Genomic DNA, 13,521 nt, shown 5'->3' on the forward strand with positions numbered 1-13,521 from the left:
GATCATATCCTCTTTTCTTTTATTTTAAAAGGACCTTATAATCCGTGAAATCCGCAGCATGACCATTTACAAATCTGCTGGCTTCGGAGTTAGGGCCGCTTTTGAAAACAAGTAAATCATCATTCAGTGTTGTGTAATGAATAGCGTAATCATTTCCCGCAGCAGGAGAGTATGCCGGTTGTTTATTTCTCATTACATCTGCAAATTTCCTTAGATCGGCAATGCCCCTCGACTTCGCGTCCTTTGTGTCCATACACTCAAAAACAACGGCATTCTTATTTCCGCTGCTCGTTATTACGGAACGGTCGGCTAGTACTTCTCTTTGATGCGGCTGCTGCACATAGACTGCCATGTATACATCTCCGCATAAGCCAAACAAAGCGTGCTTATCTTCCACCCAATCTCCTGCAGGCAAGCAGCCAATAATTTGATTGGGAATATTTTCTGGAATCTGATAATCAGCTATGACCGTACTCCGATGAAAAAACACTTCTGAATATTCGCTCTGATGCCGCAAATCTCCTTCTCCATTCCCAGGTGCCGGATGGAAAAAATAGGCATGATTGACTCCTTCCGCACGATCAAGCGGTAGCGCTACATCCCAGCGGTGCTGCTCATTGTCAAATTCAAGCACACGTTCGTATATTCCGCCAACGGCAAAGCTTTCTGTGATAAATACATAGCTGTGAAGCACATCCTCTTCATTGATAGCTAATCCAGCTTGTTTGGGAATGCGAGACTTCACTTCGACAGGAACCTGACGGTTCAAAGCAAGATGCCGGGCATCAACCGGAGCCTCATATGCTAGAAAACCGGCATACTCTGTCCGTGGCATTGAGTCAGGCAGGGTGAAATCCCCGTACTGCGCATAATCGTGCAGCACATTCGTATCCCTAGGCATGTCGTGAGGCCAAATCCTGGAATGCGGTCCCACCCATGCGCCTCCTAAATAATAGGTCGAGCGAACACGCCACAGGTAATCTAACAAGCGGGCGAGCTCACCTTTAATCTCTGGATCTTTCATCAGCTGCCAAGCGCATGTAAACGCCTGCACCCAATGCCAGAACCATGGCAATCCCCCGTACTCGGACATTCCAAGCGTTGTGACCCGGTCCAATGTACGGCGCAAGCTCACAATGCCATCTTCCAGTAAGTCTTTATCTTCATAGCGCTGTCCGAAAATGAGCTTGGCAGCCGTGTATTTGGCTTCGTGATGATTGAAATGCTCGACCCTTTTGCGATAGAAGCCGCTCTCATAAATATGGAAAAGCGTTCCTTCGAAAGAGTTGCGCAAGGACTCGCTAAGAACATCCGCGTAACGCTCATAGAAATAAACCATCAAGCTCCCCATCAATTCCACTGGGAGTGTATTTTTCGTTGCTTCATGCGGAGTTGGTCTCAAATTTAGCGGCCAATGACCATAAGTGGGGCTTTTTGCATTTCGGTCCTGCAGTTCAAGTAAAAGCAGAAGAATACTTTCCGCTTTCTCTTTCGCCGAATGGCGGTCTCCTTCAAACGGAATGTCTTGCTCCTGGGATGCTGCAAATAGATAAGATGCGTAGTAGAAGTTATCACGAACATCTTGGTGAAATAAGAACCCGCTGCTCATTAAAGGCAGCTTATATGCCGCTGTGGCAACTTTCGATTTGATTTCATTTTGTCTTTGTTGCAAATTCGTCAAATTTATCATCCCCCTGAAAAAATCGTAAAAGAGCGTTTTCTCTGTTGAATAAAGCGCTGTCTTGATTAGTTGAAACGTTTAACCTCAGTTTATATGCAAACATATACAGCGTCAATGAATAATGAAAGTTTCATTTTTCATATTTTGGCTGTTGCTTAGTCTTGTAATTTCTTATAAAATGATCTACCGTTGGTCAAAATATACAATCACCATTATTTGCATGGAATAGGAGGTATTCATCCTGATTCATATCGATAACTTGCAAAAAGTGTACGAGGATATACCGGGACGTGTACCCGCTATCCAGCAGATCCATTTACATATCGCTCGCGGAGAAATTTTCGGTATCATCGGACACTCCGGCGCAGGAAAGAGCACTTTGCTGCGGTGTGTAAATTTACTGGAACGTCCTTCCTCAGGAAGCATTATCATCGATGGCGAAGATATGACAAGTCTAAACGCCAAACAACTGCAGGTCAAACGCCGCAAAATCGGCATGATTTTTCAACATTTTAATCTGCTTTCTTCATCTACGGTTGCTGAAAACATCGCCTTTCCGCTGAAGTTGGCTGGCACAGGACAAGCCGAGATTGGCGCGAGGATTAAGGAACTGCTTGAACTTGTTGGATTGCAGGAACATGCGGACAAATATCCGAACCAACTTTCTGGCGGACAAAAGCAGCGCGTCGGTATTGCAAGAGCGCTGGCCAATCATCCGGATATTCTGCTCTGCGATGAAGCCACTTCTGCGCTCGATCCGCAGACAACGAATGCGATTCTCGCCCTTCTGCTCGATATTAACCGGAAGCTTGGCATTACGATCCTGCTTATTACGCATGAAATGCAGGTCATTCGCGCGATCTGTGACCGCGTAGCCGTTATGGAGAAAGGTTTGATTGTCGAAACCGGCAAAGTGCTCGACGTGTTTCTTCAGCCGCAGCATCCGGTAACGAAGGAGTTTGTCGGTCAAGTTTCTGATTTTGCCACAAGCAGTGCTGCGGTCGATTCGAATGTACAGCAGGGGGACAAGGCAGGAACGATCATCCGGATTACGTACATCGGTGCGAAAACGTATGAGCCGATCTTGTTTGAAACGGTCAAGTCGACGAATGTGACCTTCGCTATTTTGCAGGGGACTATTTCTTCCATGAAAGGTGTTCCCTACGGTCAGTTAGTCGTCCAATTATCCGGCGCTCAGCAAGAGGAAATTGCTGCCGTAATTGCTAAGCTGAAGCAAGAAGGAATGGATGTGGAGGTGATTGCCCCATGAATATGACCTGGGAAATTAACTGGGCTGAAATTGCAAAAGCAACAGGCGATACGCTTGTGATGCTGGGGTGGTCACTCCTATTCACAGTCATCATCGGCTTAGCGTTAGGCATTATCTTATTTCTGACTTCCAAAGGGCAGCTGCTGCAAAATCTGCCGCTGTACGGAGTTCTCTCCCTGATCGTGAACATCCTGCGCTCTGTGCCCTTCGTTATTCTCATGATTTCGGTATTCCCGATCACGAAAGCGCTCGTGCACACCACCATCGGCGTGAAAGGCGCGATCCCGCCTCTCGTGATCGCCGCCGCGCCATTTCTGGCGCGGCTGGTCGAATCCGCGCTGCGCGAGATCGAGAGCGGCGTCATTGAAGCCGCACAATCTATGGGCGCAACGCCATGGCAAATCATCTGGCGCGTTCTGCTGCCGGAGGCTCGCTCGGGTTTGATCTCAGCTGTGACGGTAACGGCTGTGGCTCTGCTCTCCTACTCCGCCATGTCAGGCGTTGTCGGCGGCGGCGGGCTTGGCGATCTTTCGCTCCGCTACGGCTATATGCGGTTCCGTACGGACATTATGATCGTCACTGTTGTTATCCTTGTCATTTTTGTTCAACTTTTACAAATGCTCGGTGATCGAATGGTCGCCAAATACAACCGCAAATAAGACATCATTGATTATTGGAGGTCATTTTACAATGAAAAAACTTACTGTTTCACTCGTTGCCCTATTCTTCGTTCTGGCACTTGCTGCCTGCGGACAAAAACCGGCTGAAAATCAAGCCAGCACAGCTCCTGCTGCGTCGGCTGCACCTTCTGCTACGACGCCAGCCAAAGAAGTGACATTAAAAGTCGGCGCTTCCTCCGTTCCACACGCTGAAATTTTGAACAGCTTGAAAGCAAAAATGAAAGCGCAAGGTGTTAACTTGGAAGTTATCGAGTTCAATGATTATGTGCAACCGAACGTGCAAGTGTTTGAAAAACAATTGGACGCGAACTTTTTCCAACACCAACCTTACCTGGACCAATACAATGCTGATAAAAAGCAAAACCTTGTAAAAGTCGTTGGCGTGCACATTGAGCCATTCGGCGCTTATTCTCAAAAAGTGAAATCCGCTGCAGAACTGAAAGAAGGCGCGTCCGTAGCAATCCCTAACGATCCTTCCAATGCGGGCCGTGCGCTCGCGTTGATGGAGAAAAACGGTCTGATTAAGTTGAAAGACGGCGTTGGCATTAAAGGAACTGTGAAAGACATCGTTGAAAACAGCAAAAAGCTTCAAATTAAAGAGCTGGATCCTGCCATGCTGCCTCGTACAATCGGTGAGTTCGATCTTGCGCTGATCAACACGAACTATGCGCTCCAAGCGAACTTAAATCCAACAAAAGATGCTCTGTTCATTGAGGATAAAAATTCCCCTTATGTGAACATTCTCGTTTCCCGTCCGGACAACAAAGATTCTGAAGCTATGCAAAAGCTTGCGAAAGAATTGAACTCCGCTGAAATGAAAAAATTCATTGAAGACAAATACAAAGGCGCTATCGTTCCTGCGTTCTAAAACGAAAAAAGCTGCACTTCCAGGTTGCCTGGAGGTGCAGCTTTTTTGCGTTTACGGCTCGTGCTGAGCGAATCCGTTCCCTACGACTTCTCTCACATCGCTGAATGTGACAAAAGCGCAGGCGTCTAAGCGATGAACAAGCGATTTCAATTTAATGATTCTTTGCGGCTTACGATACAATAGATGACTTCCCGGTGAAATCCCGTGTAACCGCCTCTTCCTTCGAGAAACGTAATTCCTCGCTGTAATTCAGACATAATGGCCGTTGCTGTCTGCTCAGGCTTGGCCGTAATAATAAATGCCGCACGCGCTCCGGAAGCCCCCTCCAGCACAAAATCAATCACTCTGGCACCTACAATAATAGCAATAAGCGTATACATCGCTCGCGTTTGATCAAGGTAGATCAGCGATAAAAGCAGGATGATGAAATCGATGGCGAATATCGTTTTGGCCATTCCGATCCCATAGTGCTTCTGCAACATGCGGGCAATGATATCCGTCCCCTCTGTCATCCCTTCGAAACGGAACACGATACCGAACCCTAGCCCAACAATTCCTCCCGCATAGAGAGAAGCTAAAAGGGGATCTGGGAGCGGCATGGAATAGCGCTCGAACAGCCATAGAAATAGTGAAACAGACACCATTCCTATGACTGTGTATATGAAGCTGATACGTCCAAGCAACTTCCAACCTATGAGAATGAGCGGAATGTTAATAAGCAGATTCGACCAGGCCGGATTCCACCCCAGCACATATTTGAGCAAGAGTGCAAGCCCGGTTATCCCCCCTTCTGCGAGACCATTGGCCAGATTGAAGTAGTTCATGCCGAAGGCGATTATTGCAGAACCGGCGATAATCGCAAGTATATTCACCCCATTAATTTTAACAGGCACGATAACCTCCTTGGTAAAAGAACCCTAGTGAGATTATTATGCCCTTGTGCAACTTATCCCATTACTGTAAAAGCGAGTACACATCCGTATATTCATAACCATGTGCTTCCGCAACAGCTTTGTAAGTGACATGGCCTGCAACTACATTGATCCCTTTGGCGATAGCTTTATTATCCAATGCTGCGCGCACAAAGCCTTTGCTGGCAATTTGCAAACCATAGGGAGTCGTTACATTCGTAAGCGCCAAAGTTGACGTACGCGCTACGGCTCCAGGCATGTTCGCCACCGCATAGTGAATGACTCCATGCTTCTCATAGGTCGGTTGATCATGCGTCGTGATGCGGTCAATCGTCTCGATGGAACCGCCCTGATCAATCGCAACATCCACGATCACGCTGCCTGGGCTCATCGTTTTGACCATCTCTTCGGTCACCAAACGAGGTGCGCGCGCTCCCGGAATCAACACGGCGCCGACAACTAAATCTGCGCGCCGCACGACTTCTGCGATGTTATAGGGACTTGACATCATCGTTTTCACGCGACCTTGGAAGAGATCATCCAACTGTCGCAAACGATCTGGATTCAAGTCAACAATGGTCACATCGGCACCCAAGCCAATTGCCATTTTGGCCGCATTCGCACCGACGATTCCTCCTCCAATGACGGCTACCCGACCTGGCTCAACGCCTGGTACGCCGCCAAGAAGAATCCCTTTGCCGCCATGCGCTTTCTCCAGAAAATGCGCCCCGATCTGGACGGACATGCGGCCAGCCACTTCACTCATCGGCGTCAGCAGCGGAAGGCTGCCATTGTCCAGCTGAATTGTCTCATAGGCAATAGCAGTTACTTTATTGCGTGCCAGAGCATGCGTTAGTTCAGCCTCCGGTGCAAGGTGAAGATACGTATATAAAATCAAACCTTCGTGAAAGTAACCGTACTCCTCCGGCAGCGGTTCTTTTACTTTGACAACCATGTCAGCCTTCCACACTTCCGCAGCCGTTGCCACAATGGATGCTCCGGCTTGCACGTAATCCTCATCCTTAAACCCGATGCTTTGACCTGCCGAGGTCTCTACTCTTACTTCATGACCCGCTTTTGTGTAAGAAAGAACAGAACTAGGTGTCATGCCAACACGGAACTCATTATTTTTAATTTCCTTAGGAACCCCAATAATCATTATGCATCTGCCTCTCTTTGGGATCCATCCAAAAAAGGATCCGTCTCTACTTGATGTTTCCAAGTATAAGAGGGATCCGCTTTCGTTCCATTAGACAAATTGTAAAGAAACTGTCCGATTTTTTTTCACAATTTTATATCCGGATGCAGCAGCTGGAAGGCACGGATGCCAACTTGCAGCGCTAAGCGTTTTTCCGGCAGCATGTAGTTTGCGCCCAGCAGCTCCTCGATTTTCTCCAAACGGTAATAGAGCGATTGCCTAACGATAAAAAGCTGCTGAGCAGCGATCTGCTTCGAGCCGTCATTGTCGAGATATACCTTAAGCGTGCGCAGCAGCTCGCTGCCCTTCATGTGGTCATAGTCGATGATCGGCCCCAAATACGTGCGGACAAAGGACTTCAGCATTTGCTTATCGGCAATATGAAACAACAGTTGAAAGACGCCGAGCTCGTCAAAAAACAGCACCTTACTTTGCAGCGTCGGAGCAAGCGATATCGCCTGAAGCGCTTCTTGGTAGCTTTGGTGCGCCTGCATGAAGCTTCGGTTGCTTTGTCCGACCCCGATTGTCAACTCCATCTCTTCCTCCGCTTTCAAGAGCTGAAGCGATTGAAATACTTGCTGCAGGCGCTCTTTGGCCGGACGTTTAGGCGTTTTGTCAAAAGCTACGACAACAAGCCGGTTGTTTTTTAAAGTTAAAAGGGGATGAAAGGTATGCTGTTCGAATATAGAGCGTGCAGCAAGCGAAAGATGAATGCCGGCAGATTCAATTCCGCCGCCATCACCTAAAGCGGGATAATCTTCTGTTTGTTTATGCTCGAACTCGATCAAAATGACATGATAGACCAGCTCGTTTAGCTGTTTAAAACCGTGGCCGATCAGCACTTTGATCTGCTCTTCGTCACGAATCCGAAGGTGAAGCAGATCATCGACCCACAAAGTTTGTGAATATAATTTCCGCTCTTCCATATACCGCTTGCGCAGTAAATCCTGCGCGATCGACAAGGAAGCTGAGTCGAGAATTAAGTATTCATACTCCTGCGGCTTTCGGCTGAGCACAAGCATGATATTGGCCCAGGTTTTGCCCATGGCGCCAACAGGCTGCACAATAACTGTTTGTCCTTCGACTTCGAAGACGGCGGGAGATCCCGCATGCCTGGAGTCTGAGTTCGTGGCAAGGTGGCCGCTCAAATATTCCAGCCACTGAGCGGATTCTCGGCTCCTCATCTGAGGAAAGAACTTGGGCTGCCCATCTTGTGGCACATAGATAACCTGGGCTTTGGTACTGCTTTGCAAAAGCCCTAGCACGTGGGATACGCCTTGAGACGATAGCGTCATGCGATGAAATTCACGCGATATTTTCTCCAGATCCTGGAGCGCTTTATGATGTTGATTAATGATGTGCGCATGAATATCCTGCGTAATGTCGATGAACCGCACCGCTTGAGGGAAAATGATAAGCGGCAGCTGGCTGGCTTCCGCCGCATCGATCCATGCCTGCGGAACGGAACTCAAATAATGGCCCATCTCAATGCAAAGGCAGGACACATTATTATTCATGAGCTGCTCCAGATAGGTCATAAACAGCTTCGTATCGCTCTTAAAGGCGGCTCCGGTTGTCAGGATCATCTCTCCGCCCTGAAGCAGTTCTTCAAACTGAATCACTTCAATGATATGCACCCAGCGCACCAGACGCTGTAAACCCTCTTGACCTGCAGCGATATAGGCTTGCTGAAAGAACGGTCTTCTCAGCACTTCTTGTACCGTTAACTGATAATTTTCATTCAAAAGCGCCACGCTTCTTTCTTCTGGCTCACCAAAGTTATCCACAATCTCTAATTCGGGCTATTTGGGGATAAAGGGAATTAACGTTGTTTAGTATACATGAAAAAAGCGCCTGTTTCACTAGGAAACAGCACGCTTTTTGAGATCCAATTTTATATGGCTTTATCAATAGCAACAGTTTGTCCCGCCCAAACCTTCTGGGAGGTCCAAAGCGCATCTGCCCCTTGCCAGAACTCATCATTCGCCGTCAAGCCAAGCGGCAGAAATACAGCGGAGCATAAGTACAGGCTGCCTGTTGAAATATACGGTTCGCCAAGCTCAGGCTGGTGGCCGCACAGGCCGATCTTCAGCCAGCCCGCTTCATCGAACGTACCAGGCGCTTCAATTAGTCGCTTGATCACCTCGGTCAACGCGCATCTGACTTGAGCTGGAGCTACGCCGACCGGCAGTTCGCGGCGCAGCGCCGTCTGGGCCAGCGACTGGAAGGCACCGAACCGGTAGGCAAGTGATCTACCTATAACAGGGAACGTGCCCTCCGGAGAAATGGATCGCTCCTGCACGGCGGCATAACGTTGAGCGCGGATCAAAATATTCTCACGCATCGCGTCCCAGTCCGGGTACTCCCCATGGACAAGCTCGATAATATCAACCAACATCGGCTGAATCACGAAGCTGTTGTAGTAATCTGCGTGATAGTCAGGCCCGTCGCCGTACATGCCGTCGCCGAGGTACCACTGCTCATGCTGCTTGAGAGCAAAGTCCACACGCATCCGGTCCCAATCTGCACCCATATAACGAAGCGCCGTTTCGGTCATAGCCGCAAACAACAACCAATTGCTAAAGAACGGCTTGCGCGTTCTCGACGACTGCAAAGCTTTCACCAGATTAGCCTGTACGCGGCCATCTAATCCATGCCACAGCGCGTTCGGAGCTCTTAGGATGGCATGAGCCAGAAAAGCGGTGTCAACGACTGGCTGAAACCCTTGACTAAAGTTCAAGAAATCAGGCGACTCAGGATCCGTCGCCGCATCGAGACCTGCGCGCACAAGATCGACGTAGTGCGTCCGAAGCTTTTCTTCCTCTGCATCCAGCGCAGGACTTTCCAGCCATGGCGCCATCCCGACGAGCGTTCGTGCAAAAGCTTCCAGGTGAGAGAACTGGCGCTGCTCTTCTTTTTTATTTTCAACGGGCATCGTAGCCCGCAGCTTTCTTTCTGCCAATGCTTCCAAGACAGGACTTGCAATGCGAAGCATGGTTTGCAACCAGTAAGAACGGGTATTGCCGATTGAAGCTTGATTATTCATACCAGTACCCTTTGATTCCTTTTTCCATACGAACCAGAGCTTCCAGGTAGTAATAATCGCCCCAAATCATGAAGTCGTCAGGCGCGTTTCCGCCGCGCACACTATAAGAGCCTCGCTCGATAAAACCTTGTGCATCGGGCTTACCGATTGTTGCATAAGATTTCACCAGGCCAGTCATGGAACGTTGAATCGCATTTTCTAAATAAGCGCGGTCTGCATCATCAGCAGCCAAATGTTCCAATAATTCAAGCGCACCAGCCGAAGCGATCGCAGAAGCTGAGCTGTCGCGCTTCGTTTCTTCGTTCACTGGCGCATTGAAATCCCAATAAACGACATCATCCTGCGGCAAGCGGTCAAAGAAGTAACGAGCCAGACGTTTAGCTGTTTCTAAGTAAAGCGGATTTTTCGTATAGTGGTACGAAAGCGCAAATCCATAAATGCCCCAAGCTTGGCCGCGAGTCCATGTAGAACCGTCGCTATACCCTTGCGCAGTTCCGCCGTGCAGCGGTTCACCGTTCTCTTGATCAAAATAAAACGTGTGGAATGATGAATCATCGCCACGCACCAAATAACGGCGGCTTAAGTCAGCATGAATGACAGCAACTTCTTTGTACTTGGCGTCGCCTGTTTGTTCGTAAGCCCAGTACAAGAGCGGCAGATTCATCATGCAGTCAATGATAATACGTCCCCCGTTATGCTCATCGCCTTCAGGACCCCACGCTTGAATATACTGGCCTTTCGGTCTCCAACGCTTCATCAACACATCGGCTGCTTGCAGCGTAAGCTGTTTGGCATTTTCATCTTTTTCAATAATCCACTGCGCTTTGGAAGAAAGGGAATATAAGAATCCGATATCATGATGGTCCAGAGCTACATTAGCTTCCAATCTTTGTTTAAAGCTGGCAACTGCTTTCTGAGCAGCCTCTTGAAACGCTTTGTCGCCGCTGTATTCGTAGCCCAGCCACAAGATGCCTGACCAGAAGCCGTCTGTCCAATCCGTATTCGGATTCAGATGATACACATCATTCTCACTTACGTGCGGAAATAGATCTCCAAAACGTTCAATATTCGCTTTCGTTTTCTGTAAAGCATCTTCAATGGCTTGTTTCCACATGAATGAATCACTCCGTTTATTAGAATTTGGTTGTTTGTCGCTCTATAAAAGTAAGGGGGACCTCAATTTCGCGGTCTTCTCCAGAGTCCGCTTTATCGGCAAACTTATGCAATAGCTTCGATATCGCCATTAGCGCTTGATCTTGATAAGGAATGTCCCAGCTAGATATGCCAGGGTAACTTTCCTTTGCAATATACTCGTTATTAATCCCAATAAGCTTTAATCGATTCGGAATATCAATATGCAGTTTATTAGCAGCTGATAAAACTCTCAAAGCCACATGATCATCAAAAGCAACAATGCCTATCGGCTGCGCATGACGCTGCATGAGACCGTTCAAATAAGACTCGACATCCAAGCCCATCGCATCCACGATTTCATGCTTGATCCCGCTTCCGAATTGCGTCATCCCGGCATGGAAGCCGAGTAAACGCTGTTCATCAATCACTTTTGCACGTTTGCTGCCTATGTAGCAAATGGCTTCGCAGCCACGTTCAGCAAGCACTTTCACAGAGTCCCGGCAAGCTCCGGCAAACCCAAGATTGACGGCTCCTGTCGCAATGTCCGCAGGCCAATTCCAACCGTTAATCATCACTAAGGGAGTTCCGCTATTGACAATCGAGCGAGTAGTTTCAAAGCCCATGGCTAATCCATGACAAATCAACCCGTCAACTCTGCGCTGCAGCAAAACTTCCAAGTGTCTCCGTTCAATTTCCGGATCGAATCCCCCGGAAGAAAAAACGGATAAATGGTACCCTGCATTGTGCGCTTCAATCTGTAAATGTTCGGCGAGCGTTCCATAGTAGCTGGTCAGCGCCGGTATGATGAGACCGATTTCAAATGTTTTGTTGCGGCTTAAACCCGCTGCCATCGTGTTGCGTCGATACCCCAGTTGTTCAGCAGCCAATTCGACCTTGCGAATCGTCTCTTTCGACGAACGAATACCACCTCGATTCAACACATTGGAGACGGTGGCAATCGACACACCTGCTGCTTCGGCCACTTCTACAATGGTGACTTGTTTGGGCTTGGTCATCCCTGTTTCAACTCCGTTTTGTTAAACGTTTAACATACACTTATAGCTTAATTTGAAACGTTTAACCTGTCAAGGGGAAAAAAGACCGGTTCCCCCTGTTCAAGCGGAGTCCGGTCTTTTGCTTTGGCGAAGATTTACTTCGCTTTATTTTTCTCTAAAACAGCGTTAGCATCCTTACGGAATTTCGCCGCAGCCTCTTCAATGCTTGTTTTCTTATACAAGATTTGTTCACTTGCTGCTTTAAGCAGTTTCTCGACCTCGATGGAACCAACCGGATTCGGAGGATCCATTTGGGAGCTGTTTTGTTCTGCCCAAGCAACATAATCAAAAATTTTCACTTCGTTTGGTGACAGCAGCGGTTTCAGAGCATCCTTCACTTTGGAGGAAACCGGCACACCGCGATCGCCTTTAATCAATTTGTTCGCTTCAACATCGTTAACGAAGAAGGAAATGAACTTCGCTGCTTCTTCTTTTTGCTTGGAGCTGTTGGCAATAGAGAAGTACATACTTGGTTTCAAGAAAAGGCCTTTATTGCCATTGCGTCCAGGCAGTGGAAGCAATTCAAGCGGGCGGTCTTTGACCAAGTTGGCTACAGCCAAAAATTGGTTGGACCATCCATTGCCGGTCACTGCATTGTTCAGCAAAATTTCATCTTCCTCGGCTACCCCTTTCTTCTGTGACTCTTTATCAAGGGAAAGGATATTGCCGGCATCGTACCATTTTTGATATCGCTTGAAGTAATCAATGAAAGGTTTATCATCGTTGTAGCCTAGCGCTGTTCCGTCTGCGTTATACATTTTTTGATCGACGGAGCGAAGATAGTACGGGAAGAAGACCTCATGGTGGAGTGCAAAACCGCCGATTTGTTTGCCGCCTGCTTTTGCTTTCGCCGCAACCGCATCATAGTCATCCCAAGTCCAATCTTTTGTAGGCATGTTAATGCCTAAGCTTTTAAAAGTATTCACGTCAACGGTCGTCGCCAACGCATTCACACCTAAATTCATAGCAACTAACTTGCCGCCAACCTCACCACCGGAGATGTTGTTCGGAGATATGGAGGAAACATCTATAAGCCCGTTTTTGGTGTAAGGCGTCAGATCAGCCAGTTGATTTTTTCCGCCGTATTGCGTCAAGTAAGAGATATCCATTTGAATAACGTCCGGCAGCTGGTTGGCTGAGGCTTGTGGAGCAAGCTTTTTCCAATAGTCATCAAATGGCGCGTATTCCGCTTCGATCTTTACATTCGGGTTCTGTTTCTCGTACATCTCGATGACTTTGAGCGTGTAATCGTGACGCGCTTGTCCGCCCCACCATGCAACGCGAAGTTTAACTGGATCTTTACTAGGTGCTGTAGTAGCCGCTGCTGCTTTGGATGGTTCCGCGCTGGCCGCAGGTGCTGCTGGCGTATTCGTGCTTGATGAACATGCTGCCGCAGTAAACATGATGGATAGCGACAGAGCTAAAGTGAATACTTTTTTCATCTCTATTCCTCCCCTAAATGAGCCGTTCATATTTGGATAACGCTTACATGTTTATTATCCATCTTTATGGCGGAAAGTTTAATCCAGAAAGTAGAGGTATTTGTTTAAAAAACAGTGTTAAAAGATTATTAAAAAAAAATAAAACCATCCCAATACTTTTTACGTAGTACTGTTTATGCATGACATACTTTCAGGGTTAGGGAGGTTTCTTGCTTATGACAATGACACTCAGGTAT

General features: G+C 47.8%; 10 protein-coding genes and 1 pseudogene. 3 read left to right on the forward strand and 8 right to left on the reverse strand.

Translation table 11 applies throughout. The annotated features are described in order from the left end of the window. Positions 1-19: 19 nt before the first annotated feature. Positions 20-1,681: a hypothetical protein gene (locus J2Z65_RS06735; protein WP_167053433.1), complete on the reverse strand. Its 1,662-nt coding sequence runs from the start codon at positions 1,679-1,681 to the stop codon at positions 20-22. Between the two features lie 241 nt (positions 1,682-1,922). Between J2Z65_RS06735 and J2Z65_RS06740 the strand changes: the two genes are divergently transcribed. Genes J2Z65_RS06740 through J2Z65_RS06750 form a run of 3 tightly spaced genes read left to right on the forward strand, consistent with a single transcriptional unit; the run spans position 1,923 to position 4,499 of the window. Then, complete coding sequence (locus tag J2Z65_RS06740; RefSeq protein WP_167054372.1) at positions 1,923-2,951, forward strand: methionine ABC transporter ATP-binding protein; 1,029 nt, start codon at positions 1,923-1,925, stop codon at positions 2,949-2,951. Continuing rightward, positions 2,948-3,610 (forward strand): methionine ABC transporter permease, encoded by a 663-nt coding sequence (locus tag J2Z65_RS06745; RefSeq protein WP_167053431.1) that lies wholly within the window; start codon positions 2,948-2,950, stop codon positions 3,608-3,610. The genes J2Z65_RS06740 and J2Z65_RS06745 overlap by 4 nt, the downstream gene beginning before the upstream one ends. A gap of 31 nt (positions 3,611-3,641) precedes the next feature. Then, positions 3,642-4,499 (forward strand): MetQ/NlpA family ABC transporter substrate-binding protein, encoded by an 858-nt coding sequence (locus J2Z65_RS06750; RefSeq protein WP_167053429.1) that lies wholly within the window; start codon positions 3,642-3,644, stop codon positions 4,497-4,499. Between the two features lie 51 nt (positions 4,500-4,550). On the opposite strand, the pseudogene J2Z65_RS06755 reads toward J2Z65_RS06750, so the two are convergent. The 7 genes and pseudogenes from J2Z65_RS06755 to J2Z65_RS06785 form a co-directional block, all read right to left on the reverse strand. Then, a pseudogene (locus J2Z65_RS06755) lies at positions 4,551-5,323 on the reverse strand (YitT family protein). 130 nt (positions 5,324-5,453) lie between these two features. After that, a complete protein-coding gene (gene ald, locus J2Z65_RS06760; RefSeq protein WP_167053427.1) occupies positions 5,454-6,569 on the reverse strand; it encodes an alanine dehydrogenase in 1,116 nt (371 codons plus the stop codon). Between the two features lie 125 nt (positions 6,570-6,694). Next, positions 6,695-8,362 carry a PucR family transcriptional regulator gene (locus tag J2Z65_RS06765; RefSeq protein WP_338111560.1) on the reverse strand — a complete coding sequence of 556 codons (1,668 nt, stop codon included), beginning with the start codon at positions 8,360-8,362 and terminating at the stop codon, positions 6,695-6,697. Between the two features lie 140 nt (positions 8,363-8,502). Continuing rightward, positions 8,503-9,654: a DUF2264 domain-containing protein gene (locus J2Z65_RS06770; RefSeq protein ID WP_167053425.1), complete on the reverse strand. Its 1,152-nt coding sequence runs from the start codon at positions 9,652-9,654 to the stop codon at positions 8,503-8,505. Continuing rightward, positions 9,647-10,768 carry a glycoside hydrolase family 88 protein gene (locus tag J2Z65_RS06775; protein ID WP_167053423.1) on the reverse strand — a complete coding sequence of 374 codons (1,122 nt, stop codon included), beginning with the start codon at positions 10,766-10,768 and terminating at the stop codon, positions 9,647-9,649. Before J2Z65_RS06775 ends, J2Z65_RS06770 begins: the two co-directional genes overlap by 8 nt. A 19-nt stretch (positions 10,769-10,787) precedes the next feature. Further along, on the reverse strand, positions 10,788-11,804 hold the full coding sequence (locus tag J2Z65_RS06780) for a LacI family DNA-binding transcriptional regulator (RefSeq protein WP_167053420.1): 1,017 nt from the start codon (positions 11,802-11,804) through the stop codon (positions 10,788-10,790). Between the two features lie 134 nt (positions 11,805-11,938). Beyond that, positions 11,939-13,285, reverse strand: a complete 1,347-nt coding sequence (locus J2Z65_RS06785) for an ABC transporter substrate-binding protein (RefSeq protein ID WP_167053418.1) — start codon at positions 13,283-13,285, stop codon at positions 11,939-11,941. Positions 13,286-13,521: the final 236 nt, after the last annotated feature.

Source organism: Paenibacillus aceris, from assembly GCF_017874035.1.
Lineage (GTDB): Bacteria > Bacillota > Bacilli > Paenibacillales > NBRC-103111 > Paenibacillus_E > Paenibacillus_E aceris.

Bases quoted from the DNA above. Each gene is read 5' to 3' on its own strand.
- J2Z65_RS06775 (WP_167053423.1), bottom strand. From the start codon at position 10,768: ATGTGGAAACAAGCCATTGAAGATGCTTTACAGAAAACGAAAGCGAAT.
- J2Z65_RS06745 (WP_167053431.1), top strand. From the start codon at position 2,948: ATGAATATGACCTGGGAAATTAACTGGGCTGAAATTGCAAAAGCAACA.
- J2Z65_RS06750 (WP_167053429.1), top strand. From the start codon at position 3,642: ATGAAAAAACTTACTGTTTCACTCGTTGCCCTATTCTTCGTTCTGGCA.
- J2Z65_RS06770 (WP_167053425.1), bottom strand. From the start codon at position 9,654: ATGAATAATCAAGCTTCAATCGGCAATACCCGTTCTTACTGGTTGCAA.
- J2Z65_RS06785 (WP_167053418.1), bottom strand. From the start codon at position 13,285: ATGAAAAAAGTATTCACTTTAGCTCTGTCGCTATCCATCATGTTTACT.
- ald (WP_167053427.1), bottom strand. From the start codon at position 6,569: ATGATTATTGGGGTTCCTAAGGAAATTAAAAATAATGAGTTCCGTGTT.
- J2Z65_RS06780 (WP_167053420.1), bottom strand. From the start codon at position 11,804: ATGACCAAGCCCAAACAAGTCACCATTGTAGAAGTGGCCGAAGCAGCA.